This is a genomic window from Marnyiella aurantia, assembly GCF_014041915.1.
GTDB classification, from domain to species: Bacteria; Bacteroidota; Bacteroidia; order Flavobacteriales; family Weeksellaceae; genus Marnyiella; species Marnyiella aurantia.
Map to the genome: position 1 here is coordinate 2201762 of NZ_CP059472.1, position 25605 is coordinate 2227366.

Genomic DNA, 25605 nt, shown 5'->3' on the forward strand with positions numbered 1-25605 from the left:
AAAATAACAAATGCTCCGAAGTCTGAACTCCGGAGCATTTTTGTGGGGAATAGCTCTGTTATTTCATTTGGTAAAGCGTATTGCTGCCGCTGCCCAAAACGGTGGTTGGCATTACCCCGTCCCATTTCAGCACTCGCTGATATTCTACGTAGGTGGAGGTAATTTCCTGCTGCTTCAGGCTGATGGCCTTGGCATCGGCCTGAGCGCGGATTACGATGGACGCTGAATCCCCTTTTGCCAGTTGGATTTTCCTTTGGGCATCAGCCTGAGCTACGCGCGCCTGAGCTTCGGCTTTAATTGCATCGGCATCGGCAGTGGCCTTGTCTTCAATGGACTGACGGATGGCTTTTGGCGGCTGGATATTGGTCTTCAGCTGCGATACCAAAAACCATTTCCCGATTCTTTTGTTCACCTCCGATAAAATCTCGGCTTCGTAAGTTTCTCTGTTGTTGAAGAGGTAATCGATCGAGTGTCTGTTGGCCACATCATTGATCGCACCGATGATGGCGTTGTTCAGCCAGCCTTCCTGGATAGCCTCCAGTCCCCCTTTGGTGTAGGTGGAACGCAGATTCGTAAACATATCCGCCGCGGTACTTTCCTTCACCGAGTAATTAAAGGAAGGTTTGATGGGGCAGGGGAAACCGCCTTTGGCAACGATAATGGATTCCGGATACTCAATATGGCGCTGGTCCAGCGGTATTTCCTGGATTTCCTGAGTATATTTGTTGTAGAATACGACTCCGGAAACTTCTTCGGTGTACGAAACGCCACGTTTGTCGCCCAGGAGGTTAATAAGTAAACCTTTGTGGCCTACGCTGATGACGTCGTAGTTCATAGGCTGCAGAAGTGCTGCTACAATAGCTACAAAAATAAAGGTGGCCGGTTGCCACTTCATGCCGTTCGGTTGTCGCTTCCCGTTTTTGTCCGGCTCGGAATAGGTGAGGAGATCCAGCTTGCGCGTGAAGATTCCGATAATGACAGCTAGTGCAATAAGCATCAAAAGTAAAAATGTTAATGACATATAGTTTGTTTTTAATGGTTTTGATTAATAATAGGGAATTTTCTTTAAAAATGCAAGAAAACGTATTAAAAAACTATTAAAAACTGTTAATTTGTCATTATTGGATAAGTTGATATGGACTTATACAGTTTATAATCAAACTTATAGGCTTCTACCGGATCGGTTCTCTTTTGTGTACGAATTTCTGCTTCAGTAAAATGCAGATAATTCCCACGACGATGATTGCGGCTACATCCAACAGGAAGCGCTTGCTGAAACTGCCTACGAAATCCCAGTTCTGCAGGTACACCGAAATTCCCATTGCCGCGGCGGCGGGAATGATGATGAGTACGATGAGCGGTCCCGCAATGACGTTTGTTCGGTAAGAGAGGTACATAATGATGCTGGCGGTGGCAGCGGCTACGGAGAGTATAACATCCTTCAGTCTTAAATGCAGCATACCCTCGGTGGCTTTATTATGGATGAAATCTGATTCTGTAGCCATCCCGAAGTTCACAAGCGCCATAAAGGTGAGCGCCGATCCGGCAGTGAGCGCCAGGTATCCGAGTACAGTGGCTTTAAGGCCTGTCCACAGCACATCTGCTTTCTTCAGTGCGATTCCCAGCGGAATTTTTGCCAGAGGTTCCATCCCGGGCGCAATAATGGACGCAGCGACAAATGCCATCACAAGGTCATGGATTTCCGAAATAAATCCGATGGAGGCTATGATGCCGCCCACAAACATCAGGATGAGGTAATTGGTAGTTGTGCGGCCGTTATGTCTTAGACCGGTTTCCATTTCCTCCCAGATGGCTTCGTCCACATCGTGGTTTATTTCCTTCTGTTTTGAATGATGGCTCAGGCTGGCTACTTCTGAAGTAGCGATGGAAAATTCGCGGCCTTCGGTATGCTCCGCAATCATTTTTAATACATCGTCGGCGCCGCGGTTCAGAACATGAACCGTGAGTGTATCGCCTACGGGCTTCAGGGAGGTATTGGTATGTACAGAAAGATGGATCACATTGGGATTTTCCACCAAAGCCCTGCTTATGGCCGCAGTGGTTTCGGATGGGATGGAGGCTTCAATGGTTCTGTGCATACGCTGAAATTTGATGGTTAGTGAAATTGAACCCTGAAAAGGGATATTTCAAAACAACAAAAAACGCTCCGAAAAACGGAGCGCAGATTTCTCTAGGAAACTATTAGAAGTTCATGAACAGTTTGGGATTCACCGGAGTGTTGTTTTTGTGAACCTCGTAATGAAGGTGCGGACCGGTGGACCGGCCACTGTTTCCGGACTTGGCAATTACATGGTTTACCTTTACTTTGTCGTTGGTGCGCACCAGAACTTCTGCAAGGTGAGCGTAGAGCGTGGCCAGACCGTTACCGTGTGAAACGATGACACAGTTGCCGTAGCCGCCTTTCTGTCCCGCGAAGATCACGGTGCCGGCTGCAGTACATCTTACATCGCTGCCATAGGCAACGGCGATGTCCATTCCTTTATGAAACTGGATCTGATCTGCTTCCACCGGAGCATTATTTACTTCGCGAACGGTGGCTTTCTTTGCAGATGCAGGTGCGCTTATATTTGCGGCAGATGACCCTGACGTCGCGGGTACGGTTACATTCGCATATACCGGAACTGTTTTCTTGCTGATGTTGCCCAGGCTGTCTTTCTCCTCAACTATCTTTACCGAAACCACACGGCGTTCGGTAGTAGTGGCCGGTGAGGCAGCGACAGGTGCACTTGGAGTGGCCGCAGGAGATTTTACTGAAGCCAGAACCGTACGGAAAGGAATAGGATTTTTCCTTTTGCCGAAATTAGAAGATATATAACCACCACTGGGCATTCCCAGCGGCACCTGCATCAACTTGTTCTGAAGGTCCATCAGGTACTGGCTGTACCGGTTAGACTGTTTGGCCAGATATACCGAACTTGCAAGACTGTCCTGGTCCAGATGATCGATTTTTGAATTTGAAACGTTTCTGGATGCCAGAAAGGAGTTTAAGTCCCGCACGGTATTGTCTACCTGCAGGAGGTCATTTTTCATTTTGGCATAGTCTACACTGTCTTTCTGGGTATTTATTTTAACCAGATTAACCTCGTAATTCCGGTTGTCTTTAGCAGTCCATAATTTTGCGATGATGAGTGCCTGCGCAAAGATAACTGCCAGAAATCCACCCAGCAGTATCCTCATTTTTCTCTTTTTCGTAAATAACTTTTTCATTGTAAGAAATTCCTTGCTGTATGTTCTTAATAACAGTCGGCAAAATTAAAAAAAAATGAACATGCCTGCCATTTTTTAACAGAACTTTGGATTCGGAGTAATTTTAACGCTGAAAAACTGATTTAATTGTACAGCGATGGCAGTTTTGTTACATTAATCATAAAGGAATCACTCGTGTCTTTTGTCTATCTTTGCACCCTCGATTTGTGTTATGGTAAATAAGAATACAGCAGCGGAAAACGCAGCTTCGGCTGCAGGAAAAGAGTCAGCTTTGATCCCCGTAGGTGTTGTGGGAAGCGGCAGTTTTGCCACTGCAATAGTAAAGATGCTGGTGGAGAACTGTAATGTGGTGCACTGGTGTGTACGTAACGAGTTTGTAAAGGGAGCTATTGAGCTGCGCGGCCATAATCCCACCTACCTCACGTCGGTCAGCTTTGACGTTAATAAACTGAAAATCACTACGGACATTAACGAGCTGGTGAGCGCCTGTGATATTATCGTGCTGGCCACTCCTTCCATTTATCTTTCTGATGCTATGGACAGACTTAATGTAGAGTATACAGATAAGATATTTGTTTCTGCTATTAAAGGAATTGTGCCGAAGGTTAATGATGTTGTGGCTCATTACCTGAGGCAGGAATTCAATATAGGTTTCCGCAACCAGGCGGTTTTGGCTGGACCATGTCATGCGGAGGAAGTAGGTATGGAAAGGCTGTCTTACCTTACCATTGCCACTGTGGAAGATGAGGTATCGGAGAAACTGAACAGTATTTTTGCATCGTCATTTATTAAAGTGAACGCAAGTAAGGATGTGCTGGGTAACGAATACAGCGCTATCCTGAAGAATATATACGCGGTAGGCGCGGGTATTGCCAGTGGATTAGGTTACGGCGATAACTTCACTGCGGTATTTGTCTCCAATGCAGTGCGCGAAATGGAAACGTTTCTGGAAGCGATTTATGAGGCCCCGCGTGACGTGAATGACAGCGCTTATTTGGGTGACCTTTTGGTGACGGCCTATTCACTGTTCTCGCGAAACCGAAACCTGGGTAACCTGATCGGGAAAGGTTATACGGTGAAGTCAGCAATCCAGTCCATGAATATGGTGGCAGAAGGCTATTACGCCGCTGATTCGATTTATACCACAGCCAAGGAAAACAACGTAAATACCCCGATTATTGATGCAGTTTACCGTATTCTGTACGGTGAGGAAAACGCTGAGACTGTTTTTGCTGAACTCACAGCAAAACTGAATTAAGAACCCTGTCAGATTAAGAAATAATCCGCCTCAGATGAAAAATTCTGCAACCATCACTGTACCTAAGCCCATAGTTGCGCCGGAAATGCTGGAGCAGCTGCAGAGCCTTACCGAGGTTGAAAAACAGGTCATTGTACACTGCTGTTTTCCGGCCACGCCTTATTTTGGCAGCCTGATTAGGATCTGGCCTACAACTTTCCTCGTGGATGATGCCAGTGGCTGTCGGAGCCAGCTTGTGCACTCGGAAAATATATCGATTGCGCCTTACTGGACAGAAGTCCCGCCAATGAAGGATTTTTGGTTCACGCTTATCTTTGCCGGCCTGCCGAAGGGTTGCACTCAGTTTGATTTGAAAGAGCTTATTGCGGAAGAAGGTGGTTTCTGTGTTCCTAATATCAGGAGAAATGCTACTGATGTGTACCGTGTTAAAATTGAATAGATTTTTGCCAGATTGTCCCTTTACCGGCTTTTTGTTTTGAATGAAAAAATTAAATTTACTCCTGCTCCTTTTTTCACAGTTTGTATTTTCACAATCGGTGGAAGAGCATGCAGTTGAAATCCTGAAATTCCAGGCCGAACTTAACCGTGAATACCGTGATGTGCGGGAGACCCCTTTGCGTGGGGTCAATTTCAAAAATTTTAAAGAACATCCTTTCTTTGCTGTTGATTTGAATTACAGGATTGCAGCAAAATTTAAAAGGACCGAAAATGCGCTGCCGTTGGAGATTTCTACCTCGTCCGGGCATACCAAACCATACATTGAATTTGGTACGGCAACTTTTGCTGTTGATGGTAAGAATTTTACGCTGAAGATTTACCAAAGTGTGCATCTTGTTCAGAAGCCGGAATATAAGAACCATCTCTTTCTGCCGTTTCACGATGCTACCAACGGAAAGGAAACCTACGGCGGCGGCAGATATCTTGATCTGGAGATACTTTCCGGTGATACGGTGATCCTGGATTTCAACAAGGCATATCAGCCTTATTGTGCTTACAACGCTTATGACTACAGTTGCCCCATCGTTCCCGCAGAAAACACTTTGCCGGTGGCGGTTAAGGCAGGAGTAAGGTATGAGGACGTTTATTTTATTCATTAAACGATCCTGAAAATTTATGAAAAAGATGTTTATTTCCAGATTTGGAATCCTGAATATGAAAACATTTCTGTTTTTCAGTTCCATAGTCTTAGTTGCTAAAATAGGCTACAGCCTGATCATGGGCTTCCCCGGCGGCACCTTTGAGGATTGGAATATCGCAAAGAATCTTGCAGAACACGGGGCCTATGCTGAATTTACTGAAGTAGGTCCTACCGCCTATAAGTTGCCAGCCTATTCCTTTTTTCTGTCCGTCTACATTTATATTTTCGGAGAATTTGGTAAAGAAGCTGCGGTCATTGCTCAGCATATCCTGTTCTTCATGGTACCGCTGCAGATCATCAACATTTTCAGGATCTTCAACAAGACCAATGCAGGAATATTGGCTGGCTATTTCTTTATTTTTTCACCGGTTTACTTTTACTATTCCAATGTCCTGGAGATCACCAATATTTTTATACCACTTTTCCTGTTGTGGATCCGGCAGTTTGTCATAATATACCGTTCAACCGAGGCTTCCCGCAAGAACATCATACTTTTGGGAATCATAACCGGTGTGCTTTTTCTTACCCAGGTCATTGTGGTACCGTTGGTATTGGTGCTGATTTTTGCACTGGTTTATCAAAAAAAGCTAAGGTTCTCAGGATTTGTGCTTCTGTTTGGACTGGCCTCCGTGCTGTACTCCCCGTGGATCATTCGAAATTATGTTGTTTTTGATAAAGTGATCCTTACCAAAACGCCTTTTTGGCAAAATATCTATCTGAGCTTTATCCCACCAGTGAATGTGTGCGACAACATTAAACTGATCTCCTCCAAACATGACCATTATACTTTCCAGCTGAAAAAATCGGTTAATGAGTTTGAAATGGAAAAGATATACAAATCCAAGGTGGTGGAGGTGCTCCGGGGGAAGGAAGAGATATTCGTCTTGAAAGCCATTCAGAATGCAGGAATACTTTGGTATGTGCCTGCCAGATATTTTTATGATAAACCAACGGCAATGTTTGGCCGGAAGATTTTTGTAATTCTGCTGAATATACTGACGCTTTTTCCCTGATTTACTTTTTCAGAAAATACCGGCTTCTTTTCTGTGTGTCCCTGTTGCTTTTTGCAGCCTTTACCGCACCCTATATGATCGGTCACGCTGCCAACATGAGGTTCAAACTTGATTTCGAATGGTACCAGTATACACTGATTGCTCTCTTTCTTTATGAACGTTTCAGCTTCTTCCGGCTCAATGACCATCCGTCTGAAATAGTTGCTGAACAATCTCCAGGGAAGACGGTATCCTGAAATCGCTGAAATGGTAGTGGTAGTACACCAGGATGCTTTCCAGAAAACGTTTACGATGGGATGTGCTTATGGCCACAGTGTATGGCGCTGCACTTGTTAATACTTCTTTCCAGATTGAGGAGAGTTCATCATCAAAAAGATCATGTACTTTAATATCAATAAAATTGCCGCTTTCCGGATCAAGAAACCTGCCGCTGCCAATCAGCGGATGCACGCCGGAAATCTCCAGAAACCTCAGCAGAAAAATGAGGTGCGCTCGGTAATTGTTACGGTCCAGTTCTTCCAGAAAATGAGCAACTTCTGCATAAATCCGTGGATTTATCTCTTCGTTCCGCAGTACCTGATTCAGGAAATCGGCAATGAAGAATACCACCGCGTTTGCCTTTATGTTTTGCGGAAGGTGTGAGCCTGCTGCAAGTTCCAGTTTGGATACGGGCAGCATACTGCCTGCCGCCGCCTTCTTGTATAAAGTAAAACAAAGTTCGGCCAGTGGCTGCAGATATGCCTTCTGCTTGCTTTTTTTTCCATATACCCCTTTTACAAAAAGACTTTGATATCCTTTTTCTTTTGTAAAGCAATGCATTACGCAGTCATTGTCCCCATATTTGAGGTAGGAGAGAAGGAAACCGTTCAGATACAGCATTTCTAATTTACAACCGCGATTTTGGCGGTGGCTTTGTCGGTGCCGTCAGCGTTTGTCATAAGTACAAAATAAACGCCGGAAGCTACACGCCGGCCGCGCTGATTGTTTAGGTCCCATTGGTGGAATCCGCCACGTGCCACAGCCTGATGAACCAGATTTCCGGCCGCATCTACAATCCTTATATTTGTTTTCTCGGCCAGTCCGCGAATGGTTACAAAGCCTTTAAAATTAGCAGTTACAACCGGATTGGGATAAACCAGTACATTTCCGAAGTTTGAAGTAACATCTACCACATCGCTTTGATAAACTACAATACCGTCAAAGGTGACAAAATAAACTTTACCGGTCTTATTATCTACTTTGATGTCTGTAATGCTGTTGGTGGGAATGGGTGAATTTTCACGGGTAAGGTGCAGTAAAGTTCTCTCGCCGTTTGCACTCAGGAGATACGCGCCGCCACCGTCTACAGAAACCCATTTGAAGTTACCGGAGTCCACTTCTACCTGCAGTATGGCACCGTCGCGGAAAAGTTCTTCCGGAATACCGTTCTGCTCAATGATCACCGGTTCCAGCTGTGGACTGTTTTTCACATCTGTGGATGCAGAGGGCAGAATCCTTAAGCCGGTATCGGTTCCGATCCAGGCATCATCATTCTTGTCAAAGGCAACAGAAACCGTACCTTCAGAATTCGTCGGCAGACCATTTTGGTCAGTAATGGTGTATACTACATCATCCGAAAAATTAAGCGGTGAATTTTTGTAATCATAAGCCACCATGTCCGTAGTACGTGGCAGAGGTATCCACATCATGTCCTTATAAAAAACAGGTTTTTGAGTTGTGAAACTTACAGGAAGATTTCTGGTCAGAAAAGTGTCGGCAGCCCGGTCGTAGGCCATAATGCCGGCTGATAAAGAGTTCGTCGCATTGTTGAACAGAAAGCCTATCGTACCCATTAGATTATTGTTCCTGTCAAAGGCCAGCCCTGTAGGGCGGTTATAAGAATGGTTGGTAGATGTAGGGTAAAATTTCTGTAAGGTGAAATCTTTAGCTGTAACATCATATTTCATCTTATAGATGCCCTGACCGGGTTTTTCGGTGTGGTTAGCGAAGAATATCTCATCAGTATCTGATGGGTTGGATACCACATCCAGAACATTAAAGACAGTATCTGTATTTTCAATGAACATGGTGGAATATACCCACTGCATACCGTCAAAATGGTAGAAACCTAGGTTTGCAGGATCAGGTTGGGATCCGTTGTATCGGTCTTTACGGGCGCCGGAAGATACCCAAAGTCTGTTATTGTTAATTTCAATTTTGTAGGACCTGTTATTGTAAGGGCCGTCCGGTTTTATTGAAGTTTTAGCAGCATTCATAATGCCGGAACGCTGGGTGCCCGCAAAAACCTGCCCGCCGATATAAGTCCCCGTGTTACACGGTTGTCCAAATCCCGCACTGTTTACCGGTGAGCCGCTGGTACTGAATACATAAATCCTCTCATTATCGGTAACAGTAATATGCTGATCAGTAACAACCACATCAGAAACATTTCCGAAGGTTTGAGTTAGTGGAGAAAAGGCGGTCCCGTTACCGTAATACACGGTATTGGCAGTAGCGAAAACCGTAGTGTTTTCTGAATCTGCATGTATAAAACTGCCTGCAGTTTGTGTAGTCCAGGTGGAGTAAACCGGGAAAGTAACATCGATATCGTGTCTTTTAAGTCCTGTTGCAGTGGCCGCATAAACGGTATTGTCTTTAATTGTAGCCTCATTTGCTGCTTCAAAACCAGTTCCGGTGGTAAAGAAAGCCGACTGTGCGAATTCCTTCTTCTTAAGGTCGAATATTGAAACTCCGTAACCTACGGAAATCACCGCCCTGTCCCCGCTGATGGAGATGTGATTGATGCGTTTGTCTCCGTTATAACCTGTAGCGATGGGAATATCAACTACATAGGTAATCCCGTTAGGAGTTACTACATCCATGGAACCGTTTCTGTAACCTATAAGCCCGATTTTGGTATCAGGATTATAGTCGAATGCGGAGATTTTCACCTCATGTAAACCATTGGCTTTGGACAGCTTCGTTATTTCGCCGGAGGAAAGGTTATAATAAAATATACCGTTCTCTGTGGCAGCCATCAGTCTGCCGTTGTCCTCTTTAATGGCCAGTACATTGTTATAGGAAAACAGGTCGCTCCACTTTTTGGAAGAAATGTTTTGCCCGCTTACCATGCTGCCGGCGGAGAGAAGTACGGAAAACAGTATTGCTTTTTTCATTCGTTAGTTTTTATGCAATGATATTTGCGTTGATGGCTTGGTTTTGCCATGTGATATTCTGAACTTTTCGCAGGCGGTCAAATTCAAAATCTATTCTGCCAAGTAACAGGCCAGCCCAGCCTACCTGGTTTACAAGTACAGTTTTACCCGCTTTGTTGGTCAGTTGCTGCGGTTCTTTCAGAAAAGTGTGGGTATGTCCTCCTAAGATGAGGTCAATTCCGTCCATTTGCGGCCAGGATCCGGGTCCGAAACCTTATTTGGGTTGTCGCGGTAATCATAACCGATATGCGAAAGACAGATAACCAGGTCACACTTCTTGTCTTCCCTTAGGATCCGTGTGTATTCCTGTGCAGTTTCGATGGCATTCAGGTGTACTGTTTCTCCATAATGAGTTTTACCAACCAGTCCTGCCAGTTCAATACCAACACCAAATATTCCTATTTTAATACCGCCTTTGCGGAAAATCCTGTATTTTTCAGTCAGTCCGTCCAATATAGTATTGCTGAAATCGTAGTTGGAACAGATGAAAGGAAATTTGGCGTTTGGAAGCGCTTTTTTAAATCCGTCAAGCCTGTTGTCGAACTCATGATTACCCATTGTAGAGGCATCGTAACCCATCATGGACATCAGCTTAAATTCAAGTTCACCACCAAAAAAGTTGAAGTATGGTGTACCCTGAAAAACATCGCCTGCATCCCAGCAATAATACATTCTGTTCCTCCGCACGGATTTTCTGGATCAGTGTAGCTCTTCTGGCAAAACCGCCCTGGTTGGGGTTCCTTGCATAGGAAGCATCAAAAGGTTCAATGCGGCTGTGCTGGTCGTTGGTATGGAGTATGGTAAGACGTGTTCCGCCTTCCGGAACTGCCATCCCAGAACCGCCTGCCAGCAGGAGTTGGGGTGCCAGTGTAAGTGCCAGTGTTCCACCGCCCAGGGTCTGTATAAATTTTTTTCTATTCATTATCTGTCCGGTTCGGTTTGTTTTTAAATTGCAGACGAAGGTCAGTCGGTTCCTTAACTTCAGGCATGGCTTTAAATTTTTCAATGAACAGGTCGCGCATCCTGATGCCGGTCTTAATTAGTTCAGCACCCACAAAAAACTGCATATTGTCTCCGCCCCCGGCAAGATAGTCAGAAGTGGCAATGTAATAAGTTTTGCTTTTATCGAAAGCGTCGCCATTAATCTTATTGGTGACGAGTACAGTTCCATCTGTTTCAATCACCAGACCCGAAACGGGATTGTTTTTCTGGAACTTACGGTAGAATTCAAAGAGTTGTTCCATTCGGGTGCCGTCCAGTTTCATAATCACTACTTCATTTTCAAAAGGCATCACTTCGTAAATATGGCGGGTCAGGATATCACCTTTTCCTATGGAAGTCCTGATTCCACCGATGTTGATGACAGCTGCATCTACTGCAGGCCGGTCATTCGCTTTTGCCCACTCAGCTGCGCCCTGCAGTGTGAAATCTGCGAGAAGGTTCCCCAAATTACTGTTGTCGCCCTGCTTATTTAAGTCCACAGATGTATAAGACAGCCGTGTGTTCATCTTGCTGTCCAGATCTTTCTTATAAGGTGCGATCACCTGCACAAATTCAGGATCCTCAGTCAGGGTCTCGGCAATGGAAATGTTTTTCTGCGTCTGTACCCCGCTTACTGCAAGTGGCGCCCGGCAGGCAGTGAAGGCAAACAGTACTACGGCTGCGCTCCAGTATTTGTAATTCATTATTATTTTGGATATCACCTACAAATATATGATTTGAAAGCAAATTTTCACTTTTTTTAACGAAAATAATTGGCCGAAAGGTGTAAATTTGAGACATTAAAATTTTAAAACATGAGCAAACTAAAAGGAGTTGGTGTGGCTTTGGTAACGCCGTTTAATGAGGATTTGTCGGTAGATTTTAATTCGCTTACAAAGCTTGTTGATTTCAATATTGAAAACGGGACTTCCTTTCTGGTGGTTCTGGGCACTACCGCTGAAGCTGCAACCCTGAGCGCGGAGGAAAAACAGCAGGTGATAGATCATGTAATTAAAGCCAATAACAAGAGGGTGCCGTTGGTGCTGGGCATTGGTGGCAACAATACCAGGGAGGTGAAGCAACAGATTGAAGAGGCGGACCTGTCTGAGTTTGAAGCCGTACTTTCTGTGTCACCTTATTATAACAAACCCAGCCAGGAAGGTCTTTATCAGCATTTTAAGATGCTGGCTGAAACCGGTAAACAAATCATCATCTATAACGTCCCGTCACGCACAGGGCAAAATATTGAGGCTTCTACTACACTTCGCCTGGCCAATGAGTTTCCGAACCTGTTTATGATTAAAGAAGCAGCACCAAATATCCTGCAGTATTTTGATATCCTTCGGCAGAAACCTGAGGGTTTCAATTTGCTTTCAGGAGATGATGAGTTTACGCTTCCAGTTACCCTGGCCGGTGGTGCTGGCGTTATTTCCGTTATCGGACAGGCTTATCCAAAGGAATTCTCGACAATGATACAACTGGCTTTTGAAGGTAAGGTTAAAGAGGCCTATGAGATCCATAACAGGCTTGTGAATATTACCAGACTTATTTTTGCTGAAGGCAATCCATGTGGGATCAAGGCGGTGCTCGCAGAAATGGGAATACTTAAAAACTATCTCCGTTTGCCGCTCATCCCGGCATCAGATGAACTGCACGTGAAGATTAAGGCTGAAATGAAAAACATTTAAATTGGTAATGGGCTGCGGCCCATTTTTTATTGAAGACCATTTATATGAAAATAACACTGGCCATCGCCACCGATATTCCACTTCTTCAGAAACTGGCTGAGGAATCATGGCGCGCCAACTACCGTGATATCCTGTGTGCTGAGCAGATTGATTACATGCTGCGCATGATGTATTCCCGGGATGAACTTCAGAAACATTTTGACCAGGCTAAATATTGTTATCATCTCATTTGGGATGGTGAAATGGCGGTTGGCTTCATCGGTTTTGAACAGGATTACGAACCCCAAACAACCAAACTTCACCGTATCTACCTTCTGCAGGAATGTAAAGGCCGCGGACTTGGCAGCTTTGCTTTAAAATTCTTGGAAGAAACCGTCCGCAACTATGGTAACAGACGTATTATACTGAACGTGAACAAAGGCAATCCTGCACGGGAATTTTATAGTTCGCAGGGCTATCTGGTTTATGATGAGGGTGTGTTTGATATTGGAAACGGCTTCGTTATGGATGACGTGCTGATGGAAAAATTTCTATAAATTTAAAAGATGAAAAGATATGCCGCCCTGTTCTGTTACCTTTCCTTTCTGCCGATTAACGCACAGGTGCAGAAGGCCATTACCGATTCCGGAAAGGAAGTGGTTCTTTTTGACGATAAAACATGGCGTTTTGTTCATGAGTCAGACAGCGCGGCGCTCGAAACCATTTTAACCAACGCCACGCTTTACAACCGTGATCCAAAGGCTACCCGGGCTGTAAACAGCTCCAACCTGAATGTGGCAGTATACCACGATCCAAAGAAGTGGAGTGCAGTTCCTAACCGTCTCCAGAATACTGAATATATGTTTGTGGGTCCTAACCACATCTTTTCTACGCTTACGGCAGATAAATCCAGGATTCCCAATCTCAGGATTGTAAAGGATGTTGTACTTTCCAACGTAAGACAGGCCGTGGACTATTTTCGGCTCAAGGAATCAGAATACCGTACTATAAACGGGAAAAAGTTGCTTTACCTTCGGTACATTGCCAATCTGAAAGGGTTAGATTTTGAATATGCGGGATATTATTTTATAAACGATTCGGGTTTTGCAATGGTTGTAGCCTATACGATGCAGAAGGATTTCGATAAAAATTTTGCTGAAATAGAAAACTTTCTCAATGGTTTTACGGAAGTGAAGTACCAGTCGCCTCCACCGCCTATGCCACCGCCGCAACACTAATATTGTAAAAGCCACGCATAATTCTGTAAAAAAAATTCTGTTGTAATTCTGCACTTTTGTTCTGTTAATGTTTAACAGAAGAATAAATGAACAGGTTAGAGGCTTTTGAAGATTATTTTGTTTCACTGTACAAGAAATTCGGTATCGCGAGATTGGATTATGACCGCGAACTTCTTCTGGATGATAAAGACATCCACAAGATGGTTTTTTCGTCAGACGATTTCAACAGAGATTACAACCGCCTTCAGTCCCACTGTAAAAAAGTATATAAACTGCTGAAACGCCGTTATCATATTACGGTCCGAAAAGATTTCGGAGATAATTATTACGTAACTGTTGACTAAAAACTTAAAAATACTTTTCTTTTTTATCTATCGTAGGTTTCCCGCAGATGTTTCTGCGGGAAACCTCATTCTGAAGCTATGTGATACCTGCCGATAATCTCACATGCATAATCTTAAATTTGTTATCTTTACCCATAAATAGTCCTTTATTATAATGAAAATCTATCTCAAATTTGATTTTAACACCATCTGCAAATCCGTACTGGATCAAAAACTCGGGGAGAAAGGATGGAAGTACCGTATCGTAAGTTTTGGCGAAGTAGAGTTCCTGGAACAGATACCTAAGGAACAGATGAAAGAGCTTACCGAATCATTAAATGAATATGGGATTGAAATCATCGAAAACCAGAAGTCTGCATTGGTGCAGAAGATCAAGGATGTAATTTATGACATGGTTTTTTCGGAGAAAGATGTGCATGTGAAGGCCTCAGTTTACCTGGCCGAGAAGCTGAATCACAGTTATGGCTACCTGTCCAACCTGTTCTCGGAGGTTACTTATACATCCATTGAGAACTTCATTATCATGCAGAAAATCGATTATGCAAAGCAGCTGATCGTGAATGATAAGCTTACTCTTACAGAAATTGCTTACCGTCTTAATTATTCCAGCGTTGCGCACCTGAGTACCCAGTTTAAAAACACCACCGGTATCACGCCGTCCCAGTTTCAGAAAATTATTGCAAAGAGAAGGGAACTGGCCAATATGAAATAAAATATACAGAACAGAAAATGGTAAAAGAATATATGCATATCATCCTTGCTGATGATGATGAAGATGACAGACTGTTTTTCACTGATGCCTTTGAAGAGCTCAAGATCAACACTAAAGTACGCACCTATAACGATGGTGCCGCATTGATGGATTATCTGAACAGCGAAGATGCGTTACTTCCCGAAATACTGTTTCTGGACCTCAATATGCCCAAAAAGAACGGTATAGAGTGTCTGGATGAAATCAAGAATAATCCCAAACTGTCCAATATTGCCGTTGCGATCTATTCTACATCATCATCGGAGGAACATATTGAGGAAACCTTTGTGAAAGGTGCCAATATATATATAAAGAAACCAAGCGATTTTGGAGCGCTTAAAAAAGTGCTGTCCGACGTTGTAACCATTAACTGGCAGTATCAGACTTCCGGACTCAACAAGGATAATTTTCTGCTCAGAATGTGAAGATGAACAAGTTCTTCCGGACCCGGTCGTCCTTTCTTCTTACAGTAATCTTTATTGTATCTACTGCTCTTATGTTTTTTCTGATGGCGGTAACCTACAAGCATCTTGAGCGCCAGTCTAAAAATTCGGACTGGATGACAGATAGCTATGAGGTGTCCGTTAAACTGGAAAGGATATATTCCAACCTGAAGGATATTGAAACCGAACGGCGTAATTTTATCCTGACGGAAGATCCAACTTCACGCCAGACCATTTCCATAAAAAAGCAGGAAATTAACGCGTTACTTTCCGAGTTGGATACTCTTTTCCAGGCACATCCCGGCCAAAGGGAGAGTCTGGAAAGTCTTAAGCTGATGATCCGGTACAAATATGAAATTGTAACGGCAAGTTTCGTTTCAAACCTGTCCTACGACGACATGGATGCCCTGAAGGAATCCCTGATGACCGGCCAGCGCGTAATGGCCAGTATACACGACAGGATAGACCAAATGCTGCAGGAAGAAAAACTGCTGCTGGAAGACCGTAAAGCCGCCTTTATTTTCAGCCAGAAATCAACACCGTTTTACCTTTACCTAATCTCCCTCTTTGCCCTGGGGCTCCTTATTTTCATCTTCTATAAAGTTAATGCTGATATTAAAAACCAGCGCAAACTGAATTATGATCTTCAGGTGAGCCTGGATACAGCCCAACTCGCAGAAAAGGTGGGAGGCTATGGAATCTGGATTTTGGATTATAATACCGGGACTTATCACTACTCAGATAATCAATACAGTCTGCTGGGCTATGAACCTCAGTCTTTTAAAGCAGATTACGGCAGTTTTATGAATAATGTACACCGTGATGACCTGCACTATGTGCGGGCTAAATATGCGGACATGGTGCAGAATGGCAAAATGGCTCCGTTCCGGTACCGCATTGTACGTGAAGACGGTGTTGTGAAATTTCTTCACGTCGTGGGAAAATCGGTAATTTCCCCCAATGACGACAGGATTCTGCTGGGAATAACGATGGATGTAACAAGCGAAATTGAGAATCAGCTGCAACTGGAAAATGTGAATGCCATCCTAACGGACAGGAATATTCATCTTAATGTGGCCAATAAGACTTTCGAAGAAGCAGAGAAAATTGGAAGGTTCGGAACTTTGCAGTGGATTCTGGGGGATGACCGTTTTGTTTTTTCCGATAACCTTGTGCGCCTTTTCGGCTTTGAAGCTGAGGATTTTGACCACCATCCCAGGTCGTTTTTTAAGACGGTCCATCCACAGGACGCAAAAATGCTGGAAGACCGTATTGCAGCTATTACCGAATTACAGGATATCTCAGCTTTTACCTTCCGGATTTTACGGAATACAGATCAAAAGCTGATTTATATTGATGTAACCTGTAAGATTATCCGCGATTCCGAACTGGGCGATTACTTCCTGTTTATTCTTCAGGATGCAACAGAGGAAGTACTGGATAAAAACGACATTGAAGAAAAGAACCGGATTCTGGAAGCCAAAAATACGGAATTGCAGGCCTTTAACTATTTTGCCAGTCATGATCTACAGGAGCCTTTACGTAAAATACAGACATTTATAAGCCGACTGAAGGATAAGGAATACGATAAATTATCCGATACAGGTAAGCAGTATCTGGAGCGTATCCAATCCTCTTCGGACCGTATGCGTCTGCTCATTAAAGACCTGCTGCAGTTCTCCCGGACCACAAGTGCCGAGCAGGTTTTTGTTACTGCAGATCTGAACCAGCTAATGTACAATGCGCTGGAGGAACTGCATCATCCCATTGAGGAAAGAAAAGCCCTGGTAAAAACACAAACCCTTCCGGTGCTCAATGTGGTGCCGTTTCAGATTCAGCAGCTTTTTATAAATCTCATCAGTAATTCACTTAAATACTCGCGTGAGAATGTTACCCCGGAAATAAGTATTACAGTGGATCATGTTCTGTCTGAAGAACAGGGTCTTCCGGTGAAACCAGGCAGTTATTTCTACCGGATTGTCTTTACAGATAACGGAATTGGATTTGAACAGCAGTATGCCGAAAAGATCTTTACTCTTTTTAGCCGTTTACATGGTAAACTCGAGTATGAGGGTACTGGTATCGGGCTGGCAATCTGTAAGAAGATTGTTGAGAATCATTCCGGATACATCAATGCTGTTGGAACTCCCGGTAAAGGTTCCGTGTTCACAGTCTGTCTGCCCGCGCAGTAATTCTTTATATTCTGAAAGCTTTGCCCTTCATGATGTAATACGATCCAAATTTCCCTTGGCGATATTTGTCGCTCAGATGTAGCTCTCCTTCTTCGGGGTTGTATTTTTTCGGTAAAGTATAAACATACAATCTAATCTTATAATATCAGTTTTAGAACTTACGGGGATATTTGCACTGGACAATTTATATAAAAATGAAAGATAATATTCTGTATATGATGGCGGCGGTCTTATTTTTCAGCTGGATGATTGGTTACATGCTGTTTGATATTGGGGGTGTTTTCCATTTCATGTTTCTCTTTTCAGTATTGGCCGTACTGTTGAAACTGGTAAAAGACTATTCACGTTAATCTCAATTATAACCTTAAAATAAACTATTATGACAAAGTTCCCTTTTTTTACAAGAGTACAGTTATTCGTTTACTCATTGTTCCTTTCTGCAATTGCGTTTGCACAAAATTCCAGCCCGGACCTGGATGTAGATGTGGACGTTAGTAAACCCGGGGATGCAATGGGCGGTGACTGGATGTCCAACCCGCTGGTGTGGGTTATCGGTGCACTCGTGCTCATCGTTATTATCGCATTGGTTGCAAGAGGAAATAACAACAGAGCGTAGTTATAAAAGTACCTGATAAAAAACTGGCTGTTTACCTCTTGGTAGACAGCCTTTCTGTTTATTATCGGTCGGCCCGCAACGCTTTTCGTTTGTTTTCTCCAAAAAATTATATTGTTAAGATATTTTGCCCCAGCTGGTTTTTCCCCGATAATGCGTTAGGTAATGATTTTTAAGATTCTGATGATCGGGTAGGGCCAGAAACGGATCTTTCTGCAGGATTGTTGCAACAGTATCTTTGGATGCCTCAATAATTTTGGCATCAGTGGTAAGATCCAGTTTTTTAAAGTCAAGAATGCCACTCTGCTGTGTGCCTAATAAATCGCCCGGGCCGCGCAGCTGCATATCCACTTCAGAAATCTTGAAACCATCATTTGTTTCCGTCATTGTTTTAATACGGATCCGGCTTTCTTTCGTTAGTTTATCCGAGGTCATAAGTATACAGTAACTCTGCTCTGCCCCGCGTCCCACACGTCCGCGAAGTTGGTGCAGCTGGGACAGGCCGAAGCGTTCGGCGCTTTCAATAATCATCACCGAGGCATTCGGCACATTAACTCCAACCTCAATTACCGTAGTGGCAACCATGATCTGCGCTTTGCCGGAAGCAAAGTACTGCATCGCATCCTCCTTCTCGTTGGGCTTCATCCGCCCGTGAAGCATCGTTACGTTGCAGCCTTCAAAAAACTGGACAATATGGTCGAAATTCTCCATGAGGTTTTTGTAATCCAGGGTTTCGGATTCTTCAATAAGCGGATATACAAAATAGACCTGACGCCCCTTTTCAATTTCCTCCTGAGCAAAGCGGAAAACACTCAGCCGGTCTTTTTCGCGGCGGTGAGCGGTAATAATTGGTTTCCTGCCCAGGGGCATTTCGTCAATTACGGAGACGTCCAGGTCGCTGTAGAAACTCATCGCCAGAGTTCGCGGTATAGGTGTAGCCGTCATTACAAGGATATGAGGCGGGATCCGGTTCTTTGCCCACAGTCTTGCACGCTGGGCCACACCAAAGCGGTGCTGTTCGTCTATAATGGCGAGTCCGAGGTTTTTGAACTGCACAATATCCTCCAGCACTGCATGTGTGCCAACTAAAATGGAAAGGTCGCCGCTCAGCAGGGAGTCGTGGATACTCTTTCGCTCTGATTTTTTTGTTGAACCGGTAAGCAGACGGATTTGGATTCCTGCAATCTCCGTCAGTTCTTTCAGCGAGTTATAATGCTGCTGAGCGAGGATTTCGGTGGGAGCCATCATCACACTCTGGAAGCCATTATCCATCGCGATAAGCATTGCCAATAATGCAACAATGGTTTTGCCAGAACCTACATCACCCTGAAGTAGCCGGTTCATCTGCACCGGGCGCCGCATATCCGTCCTGATTTCCCTGATGACTCTTTTTTGTGCATTCGTGAGCGGAAAAGGCAGGTGGTCCCGGTAAAAAGTGGTAAAATAATCTCCGACAAGCGTAAATGGATTACCGATCGCGTTTGCTTGATGGTGCTGCTTTTTTAGTGCGTAGCTCAGTTGGAAAAAAAAGGCTTCTTCAAATTTTATTCTCCGGTTTGCCTGCTCATATTTACGCAGGTCGCCGGGAAAATGAATATTTAAGTATGCCTCACCACGGGGCATGAGTTTCAGCTTCTGACGGACAGCATCGGGTATATTTTCTGTCAGCAGCGCAGGTATTTGCGTGCAGATGCTCCGGAGAACATTCTGAAAGAACTTGTGGTTTAGTCCGCGTTTGCTTAGTTTTTCTGAACCGGGGTAAATGGGCAGCAGCCCCGTGGGCTTTTCCTTCAGTTCTTCAACCTCAATTTCAGGGTGGGCCATTGAAAACTGACTGTTAAACAGGGTGACTTTTCCGAAAATATAAACTGTTTTATTAACCGGTAACTGTTCCTTCAGCCATTTTGAGTATTTAAACCATACAAGGTCAATGATTCCTGTTTCATCCTGAAACTTCGCTGCCAGCCTTTTGCTGCGGCCTTCGCCAAGTTCCTTCAGATCTATGATGCGTCCTTTGAGCTGAACTTCGGGTAGGGTATCGGACAGATTCTTTATATCGTAAACCTGACTTTTGTCCAGATACCGGATAGGGTAGAAATTCAGAAAGTCTTCCACAGTCACAATATCCAATACATTTCGTATAAGTTTTGCACGTTCCGGACCGATGCTTTTCAGAAATTCAACAGGAGTATCTAAGGACAGCTGATTCATGGTGATTGACAGGACAATTTCCGAAAAAAAGAAAAGACTTCCAAAAAAATGGAAAGTCTTTCTTGTTAAGCGGTTTATCCTTTTGGCGGCAAAGGTATTAGTCCTTGATTTTCGATTTAAATTTTTTCTGATAGTTTTCCCACTCTTCGCGGGTCTTTATCTTCAGATGTTCATCATTGGCGAAAAAATAAATATAAGGTTCCAGTTCGCGGGCGGTAAGCGCACCCTGAAGCATTGTAATCGGATTACTTTGTTCATCCAGGAAAACGATACTCGGAACGGCGTTCACGTTCATGTACTGAGTAAGCTCATGCATCGCGTTGCGGCGTTTTTTATTCTGAAAATCAGGATTACTGAATACCCGTCCGTATATTTCGATTTTCTGATTTCCTTCTGCATCAAATTTTACCGGGTAATAATTCTGGTTCAGGTATTCCGCAATCTGGGGATGATTATAGGTCTTCTTCTCCATTACTTTACACGGGCCGCACCAGTCAGCATAAAAATCAATCAGGATTTTCTTAGGTGTGACCTTCTGAGCGGCCCTTGCTTCATCCAAAGTCATCCACTTGAGCTGGGCAGAAGCAGTGGTGAATATCAGGAGCAGTAGTATAGCGGTAAATTTCTTCATAAGTAGTTGGATTTGTAATTGTGGTAAATGTTAAATCAATTATCTCACGTCCTGCATCAGCTTTTTTACGAGTGGCGAAATCGCAATTAGAACAAGACCTGCAATAACGGCATATATTCCCAACTGTCGGTAACCTTCGGTGTAAGTAAGCATGGCATCCATATTTGTAGAACCCTCCTGGGCGGTGGCCATACCGGCGCCAATTATTCCTGCTACATACTGTCCGTAGGCGGAAGCCAGGAACCAGAGTCCCATCATCATTCCCTGCAGTTTTTCGGTGGACAGTTTAGTCATGATACTCAGACCAATTGGCGACAGGCAAAGTTCGCCGAAGGTGATGACAAGCAGAGCAATGGTAAAAATATTAAGCGACGTGATTCCCTGAAGATCTGCAAAAAATCGGGTGGCAAAAAGAACGTAGTAACCGGCGCCCAGAAAGATAAAGCCCAATCCGAATTTAATGAGTGTATTGGGTTCAAGTCTCCTTTTGCTAAGCCAGATCCACAGCAGACCAATAATAGGGGCCAGAAAAATAATGAAGAATGCACCGCCGGAATTATTGACGCCGTTAGGATCCAGTCCCAGCAGGTCTTTGTTCAGGTTCTTTGCTGCGAAAATACTCAGTGAGCCACCGGACTGTTCGTATATTCCCCAGAAGATGATGGAGAACATGATAAATACCAGCGCGGCCCAGAGTTTCTTGCGTTCTGAAGCATTCACTTTAGACATTTCATAAAACAGGTAAATAAGCGTTAACGGACCTACAGTGTACATAAAGTAATCGGTATATTGAGGTACCGATACCATCACCATTATAAGTGGCACAAAGAGTAAGGTAAGGAGGTAAGTACCGTATACTTTCCATTTCGGCTGAACCTGAACAGATCCGTCGGCACTTACCTGCTGGGGCATGAGACCGATAGGACCCAGTCTACGCTGTGTGAAGATGAAGTTTACAAGGCTGATGACCATTACAACCGCTGCAAGTCCGAAGGCAATATTCCAGCGAAGTGTTTCCGGAATCAGTTTGGAGAACATTTCACCTTTTCCAATAGCAATACAGATATAGCCGCCCAACAGTGCTCCAAGGTTGATGCCGGCGTAAAACAGTGAAAATCCCGCATCTGTCCGCGAATCTCCGGCCCTGTACAACTTGCCCACCATTGTGGAAATATTGGGTTTGAAGAAGCCAGTACCAACAACCGTGAATGAAATGCCCAGGAAAAAGAAATCATGAGGATTGGCCGCTAAAATCAGGCTGCCTGTGATCATAAGCAGTCCGCCCCAAAACAGTGATTTCCTGAATCCCAGAATCTTATCAGCAAAAAGACCTCCCACAAAAGTGAAGGCGTATACAAAAGCCTGTGTGGCACCGTACTGCAGGTTGGCCTGCTCATCTCCAAATTTCAGCTGTGAAATCATAAAGAATACCAGCATGCCGCGCATTCCATAAAAGCAGAAGCGCTCCCACATTTCGGAGAAGAAGAGGGACCAGATTTGTTTTGGGTATCTCCCTTTAAAATCCTGTATTTGTTCCAGAGTTAGGTTCATTGTGAAATATTTGGCACGAATGTAAAAAAAAACCACCGATATTTCGGTGGTTTCAGTAATTGTATGTTCAGTATGTTAATGAATACCTTTCATGAACTTGTTCAGGATAGGTGAAAGCAATAACAAGGCGACACCTGAAATCAGCATAAGTACTGTGATGAACGGGTATAGAGAGAAGTCATAGGTCTCCAGGATCTGCTCCAGGGTTGCTGCCAGGTAGTTACCAAGCGCAAAACTGGCCATCCACACACCCATCATAATAGAGGTAATGTTTCCGGGAGACAGCTTGGTTACCATAGAAAGACCGATTGGTGAAAGCATAAGTTCACCGATGGTAAGCAGTACATAAACAACCACAAGCCACATTGGGCTTACAATGTTACCGGCATCGGCACTGTTCTGAGCCTGGGTCATAATGAAAAACGCAAACGCACCGATAAACATTGAAAGTGCAAACTTCACAGGAGTTCTCGGATTCATTTTACGTGCTGCCAGTTTAATCCACAAAATGGAGAATAGAGGTGCAAGTGTAACGATGGCAATAGGATTAATGTTCTGGAACCACGTCGTTGGGATTTCAAATCCTCCTACAACACGGTCTGTATTTTCCTGTGCAAAGAGGTTAAATGTACCACCTGCCTGCTCGAATCCGGCCCAGAATACAATGTTGAAGAATGCCAGGATGAGGATTACAAAGACCCTGGTCCATTCCGTAGAACCATTTGTTCCCTTAAAAATTGATAGTGCTATGAAACCGGTTCCGGCAATACCCAGTATCCAAACCATAATAGTATGGATAAGGTCGGATGTATTGTTCCAGATAAACATTACAGCAAAAACGAAAGCTACATTTCCAATGGTGTAAAGGATAATATCTCTCCAGTCCTTCCCTACAAGTTGTGTGATGCCCTTTTCCTTATATCCCGGCGGCAAACCTTTATCCTCAAGTGTATTACGGCGCGCATAAAACCACAAAACACCAACCATCATACCAATACCGGCAGCCAGATAACCGTAAGGCCAACCTACTTTCTCACCTAATGTACCTGCTACAAATGGCGAAAGAAATGCGCCAATATTAATACCCATATAGAAGATGGTGAACGCACCGTCTTTACGTGGATCATCGTTATCATAAAGGTCTCCAACAATTGTAGAAATATTCGGTTTAAAGAATCCATTACCCAGAATCAGTACACCTAATCCAAGATAGAAAAAGTTTTTTCTGGTTTCAAGGTCTCCCATCAGATCGCCGGCTGCGCCTGCTGCAAGCATAAACTGTCCTATAGCCATTACAAGACCACCGATCAGGATCGACTTTCTCTGGCCAAGAATCTTATCTGCAAACCAACCTCCCAAGATCGGAGTCAGGTAAACCAGAGCGGTAAAAATACCGTACACGGACAGAGATTCGGCGCGGTCCAGCCCGAAACCTCCGGTAGCGAGTTCAGCAGTTAGAAAGATGGTAAGCAGGGCACGCATTCCGTAATAGGAGAAACGTTCCCACATTTCTGTAAAAAACAGGGAGTAGAGTCCCTTAGGGTGCCCCTGCGTTGGTTGTGTTGTATCCATAGTTTAATTGAAAATTATTTGTAACAGGAGCAAATATAGTTTTTTTTCGCTTCTGACGTTACAGTTTGCTGCTTTTTGAGAAAGAATTTAGAATGTTGAATAATGTCCAATCAAAATCCAACAATTGTCTATAAATCTTCCGTCGGGACATTCTTAAATTGGATTGAAGATTGGAGACAACTCACTTAAGTGTCAGGATCTTCCTGAATTAAGTTGGCAATTGGCCATACAAAACGGGGCAATTGTTCGTTGCCCCGATTAAACTGGAAATCAAATGTTTGTATGAAATCTCCTATTTTGTAAATCTTACAGACATCTTTCTGTCTGAAGCTCTTTCTGCATCAGATGCTGAAGCATCAACTTTCGCCTGTTCACTACCATAACCTTCTGCATCGGTTACCTGAGCACCTACACCCATCCTTGTAAGTTCAGACTTTATGAAATCTGCTCTGTCCTGCGACAGTTTTTTATTAGTTGCTGCGTCACCGGTTTTATCGGTATATCCGCCAATCTTGATTTTAGCGTCAGGATATGCTTTCAAAATTTCAGCAAGATTCTGAATCTGACCTTCAGAACCAGGCTCCAAAGCTGTTGCAGAAGCCATTTGGAAGTTCACATTGTCGAAATCATACCAGGTATTTTTCAGTGCTTCATCATTTGCTGCATTAGTGTAACCGCCGGAACGAAGGAATTCAATCATTCTGGACTCCATCCCGTTTGCATAACCCTGCAAAGGAGTACCGTTAAGGTCGATAGCTGTCATTTCACCGCGATTATCAGTAGTCATTGAAGTATCAGCAATTACATTCGCCGAATCTTCTACAATAACTGTGGAGTCGTTCTCAGTTGTCGTTACAGTTTCTTTGTCGTTACATTGTTTCATCAGGAACCAACCTACCAATAAAAGGAGCAGAAGTGGAAGCAGCCATTTCCAGATGGAGCTCCCCTCTGTTTTAACTTCGTCCCTGTCCACATTTAAATGTGTTGCGCCTGCCCTGGTCACTTCAACCTTGGGGTCTGTTGCTGCAGTTGTTGAAACTCTTTCAGACGTGCTGTTTCCAAACCAATCACCAATACCAAGTGATGCCATAGACAGGCCTGCAGGCAGCAGCGTAGAAATGATTCCTTTCTGATCAGACAGTAGTCCCGATACAGCGGAACGGTCAAGATTATTGTCCGCCGCGTACTTTCCCACAGATCCAAGCGTAGCCCCTGTCACCATATTCAGCAAGGTAGAGGTGGAGCCGGTGCCAATCCCTGCATAGCTTGAAACTGCGCTGATAATACCTGAAACCTTGTCTCCAAAAATACTTGAAAGTACATTCGAGATATAAGTATTGTTTGCTGAACCTCCCAGCAGGTTTCCCAGCAGGCCACTGTTCGCAGACCCTGTAATGGAGTCAAGTACAGTGGGATTATTCGAATGGTTGGCAAAACCGCCTACGACTGCCGGCAAAAGCCCGCTGATCGCTTTTGAAATTGCGGATTCACTTTCTCCTAACTGTGTAGCAGCCTGGGTAACAAGCGCAGGACCTAACTGTCCTCTGATAAGGTCAAGAATGTTTAATGACATAGTAGTT

Annotated in this window: 24 protein-coding genes and 1 pseudogene; 13 read left to right on the forward strand and 12 right to left on the reverse strand. The window is 44.0% G+C overall.

Annotated elements, in window-relative coordinates; translation table 11 throughout:
* Window positions 1-58: 58 nt before the first annotated feature.
* The 3 genes from H1R16_RS10250 to H1R16_RS10260 form a co-directional block, all read right to left on the reverse strand.
* Window positions 59-1021: an SPFH domain-containing protein gene (locus tag H1R16_RS10250; RefSeq protein WP_181886639.1), complete on the reverse strand. Its 963-nt coding sequence runs from the start codon at window positions 1019-1021 to the stop codon at window positions 59-61.
* Between the two features lie 151 nt (window positions 1022-1172).
* Entirely contained in the window at window positions 1173-2099 is a 927-nt protein-coding gene (locus H1R16_RS10255; protein WP_181886638.1) for a DUF389 domain-containing protein, read from the reverse strand.
* A gap of 103 nt (window positions 2100-2202) precedes the next feature.
* Window positions 2203-3228, reverse strand: coding sequence for a M23 family metallopeptidase (locus H1R16_RS10260; RefSeq protein WP_181886637.1), 1026 nt, complete (start codon window positions 3226-3228; stop codon window positions 2203-2205).
* Between the two features lie 211 nt (window positions 3229-3439).
* Between H1R16_RS10260 and H1R16_RS10265 the strand changes: the two genes are divergently transcribed.
* From H1R16_RS10265 to H1R16_RS10280, 4 genes are read left to right on the forward strand one after another with little or no spacing between them, the layout of a single operon-like run.
* Window positions 3440-4486 carry an NAD(P)H-dependent glycerol-3-phosphate dehydrogenase gene (locus H1R16_RS10265; RefSeq protein WP_181886636.1) on the forward strand — a complete coding sequence of 349 codons (1047 nt, stop codon included), beginning with the start codon at window positions 3440-3442 and terminating at the stop codon, window positions 4484-4486.
* Between the two features lie 34 nt (window positions 4487-4520).
* On the forward strand, window positions 4521-4925 hold the full coding sequence (locus H1R16_RS10270; RefSeq protein WP_181886635.1) for a hypothetical protein: 405 nt from the start codon (window positions 4521-4523) through the stop codon (window positions 4923-4925).
* Window positions 4926-4965: 40 nt separating this feature from the next.
* Window positions 4966-5583 (forward strand): DUF1684 domain-containing protein, encoded by a 618-nt coding sequence (locus H1R16_RS10275; RefSeq protein WP_181886634.1) that lies wholly within the window; start codon window positions 4966-4968, stop codon window positions 5581-5583.
* 16 nt (window positions 5584-5599) lie between these two features.
* Entirely contained in the window at window positions 5600-6637 is a 1038-nt protein-coding gene (locus tag H1R16_RS10280; protein ID WP_181886633.1) for a glycosyltransferase family 39 protein, read from the forward strand.
* 177 nt (window positions 6638-6814) lie between these two features.
* Here H1R16_RS10280 and recO read toward each other — a convergent pair whose 3' ends face one another.
* From recO to H1R16_RS10300, 4 genes and pseudogenes are all read right to left on the reverse strand, one after another.
* The gene (recO, locus tag H1R16_RS10285) at window positions 6815-7516 is read right to left on the reverse strand and encodes a DNA repair protein RecO (protein ID WP_181886632.1); all 702 of its coding nucleotides are present in this window, start codon (window positions 7514-7516) and stop codon (window positions 6815-6817) included.
* 2 nt (window positions 7517-7518) lie between these two features.
* Window positions 7519-9792: a type IX secretion system anionic LPS delivery protein PorZ gene (porZ, locus tag H1R16_RS10290; protein WP_181886631.1), complete on the reverse strand. Its 2274-nt coding sequence runs from the start codon at window positions 9790-9792 to the stop codon at window positions 7519-7521.
* 10 nt (window positions 9793-9802) lie between these two features.
* A pseudogene (locus H1R16_RS10295) lies at window positions 9803-10753 on the reverse strand (bifunctional metallophosphatase/5'-nucleotidase).
* Complete coding sequence (locus tag H1R16_RS10300; protein ID WP_181886629.1) at window positions 10746-11516, reverse strand: 5'-nucleotidase C-terminal domain-containing protein; 771 nt, start codon at window positions 11514-11516, stop codon at window positions 10746-10748. Before H1R16_RS10300 ends, H1R16_RS10295 begins: the two are co-directional and overlap by 8 nt.
* Window positions 11517-11627: 111 nt before the next feature.
* On the opposite strand from H1R16_RS10300, the gene dapA reads away from it, so the two are divergent.
* The 9 genes from dapA to H1R16_RS10345 all read left to right on the forward strand — a co-directional run bounded on the left by dapA (window position 11628) and on the right by H1R16_RS10345 (window position 18063).
* The gene (gene dapA, locus H1R16_RS10305; RefSeq protein ID WP_181886628.1) at window positions 11628-12500 is read left to right on the forward strand and encodes a 4-hydroxy-tetrahydrodipicolinate synthase; all 873 of its coding nucleotides are present in this window, start codon (window positions 11628-11630) and stop codon (window positions 12498-12500) included.
* Between the two features lie 44 nt (window positions 12501-12544).
* A complete protein-coding gene (locus H1R16_RS10310; RefSeq protein WP_181886627.1) occupies window positions 12545-13036 on the forward strand; it encodes a GNAT family N-acetyltransferase in 492 nt (163 codons plus the stop codon).
* Window positions 13037-13045: 9 nt separating this feature from the next.
* Entirely contained in the window at window positions 13046-13717 is a 672-nt protein-coding gene (locus H1R16_RS10315; protein WP_181886626.1) for a hypothetical protein, read from the forward strand.
* Window positions 13718-13803: 86 nt separating this feature from the next.
* Window positions 13804-14061, forward strand: coding sequence for a hypothetical protein (locus H1R16_RS10320; RefSeq protein ID WP_181886625.1), 258 nt, complete (start codon window positions 13804-13806; stop codon window positions 14059-14061).
* Between the two features lie 154 nt (window positions 14062-14215).
* Window positions 14216-14773, forward strand: a complete 558-nt coding sequence (locus tag H1R16_RS10325) for a helix-turn-helix domain-containing protein (RefSeq protein WP_181886624.1) — start codon at window positions 14216-14218, stop codon at window positions 14771-14773.
* A 17-nt stretch (window positions 14774-14790) separates the two neighbouring features.
* On the forward strand, window positions 14791-15237 hold the full coding sequence (locus H1R16_RS10330; RefSeq protein ID WP_181886623.1) for a response regulator: 447 nt from the start codon (window positions 14791-14793) through the stop codon (window positions 15235-15237).
* Between the two features lie 2 nt (window positions 15238-15239).
* Window positions 15240-17447, forward strand: a complete 2208-nt coding sequence (locus H1R16_RS10335; RefSeq protein ID WP_181886622.1) for a PAS domain-containing protein — start codon at window positions 15240-15242, stop codon at window positions 17445-17447.
* Window positions 17448-17641: 194 nt separating this feature from the next.
* Window positions 17642-17797: a lmo0937 family membrane protein gene (locus tag H1R16_RS10340; RefSeq protein ID WP_181886621.1), complete on the forward strand. Its 156-nt coding sequence runs from the start codon at window positions 17642-17644 to the stop codon at window positions 17795-17797.
* Window positions 17798-17826: 29 nt separating this feature from the next.
* Entirely contained in the window at window positions 17827-18063 is a 237-nt protein-coding gene (locus tag H1R16_RS10345; protein ID WP_181886620.1) for a hypothetical protein, read from the forward strand.
* Between the two features lie 114 nt (window positions 18064-18177).
* On the opposite strand, the gene recG is transcribed toward H1R16_RS10345, so the two are convergent.
* The 5 genes from recG to H1R16_RS10370 all read right to left on the reverse strand — a co-directional run bounded on the left by recG (window position 18178) and on the right by H1R16_RS10370 (window position 25598).
* Window positions 18178-20262 carry an ATP-dependent DNA helicase RecG gene (recG, locus tag H1R16_RS10350; protein ID WP_181886796.1) on the reverse strand — a complete coding sequence of 695 codons (2085 nt, stop codon included), beginning with the start codon at window positions 20260-20262 and terminating at the stop codon, window positions 18178-18180.
* Window positions 20263-20368: 106 nt separating this feature from the next.
* Entirely contained in the window at window positions 20369-20902 is a 534-nt protein-coding gene (locus H1R16_RS10355) for a thioredoxin family protein (protein WP_181886619.1), read from the reverse strand.
* Between the two features lie 39 nt (window positions 20903-20941).
* Window positions 20942-22453, reverse strand: a complete 1512-nt coding sequence (locus H1R16_RS10360) for a peptide MFS transporter (protein ID WP_181886618.1) — start codon at window positions 22451-22453, stop codon at window positions 20942-20944.
* A 75-nt stretch (window positions 22454-22528) separates the two neighbouring features.
* Window positions 22529-24025 carry a peptide MFS transporter gene (locus H1R16_RS10365; protein WP_181886617.1) on the reverse strand — a complete coding sequence of 499 codons (1497 nt, stop codon included), beginning with the start codon at window positions 24023-24025 and terminating at the stop codon, window positions 22529-22531.
* A 292-nt stretch (window positions 24026-24317) separates the two neighbouring features.
* Entirely contained in the window at window positions 24318-25598 is a 1281-nt protein-coding gene (locus H1R16_RS10370; protein ID WP_181886616.1) for an OmpA family protein, read from the reverse strand.
* Between the last annotated feature and the right edge of the window lie 7 nt (window positions 25599-25605).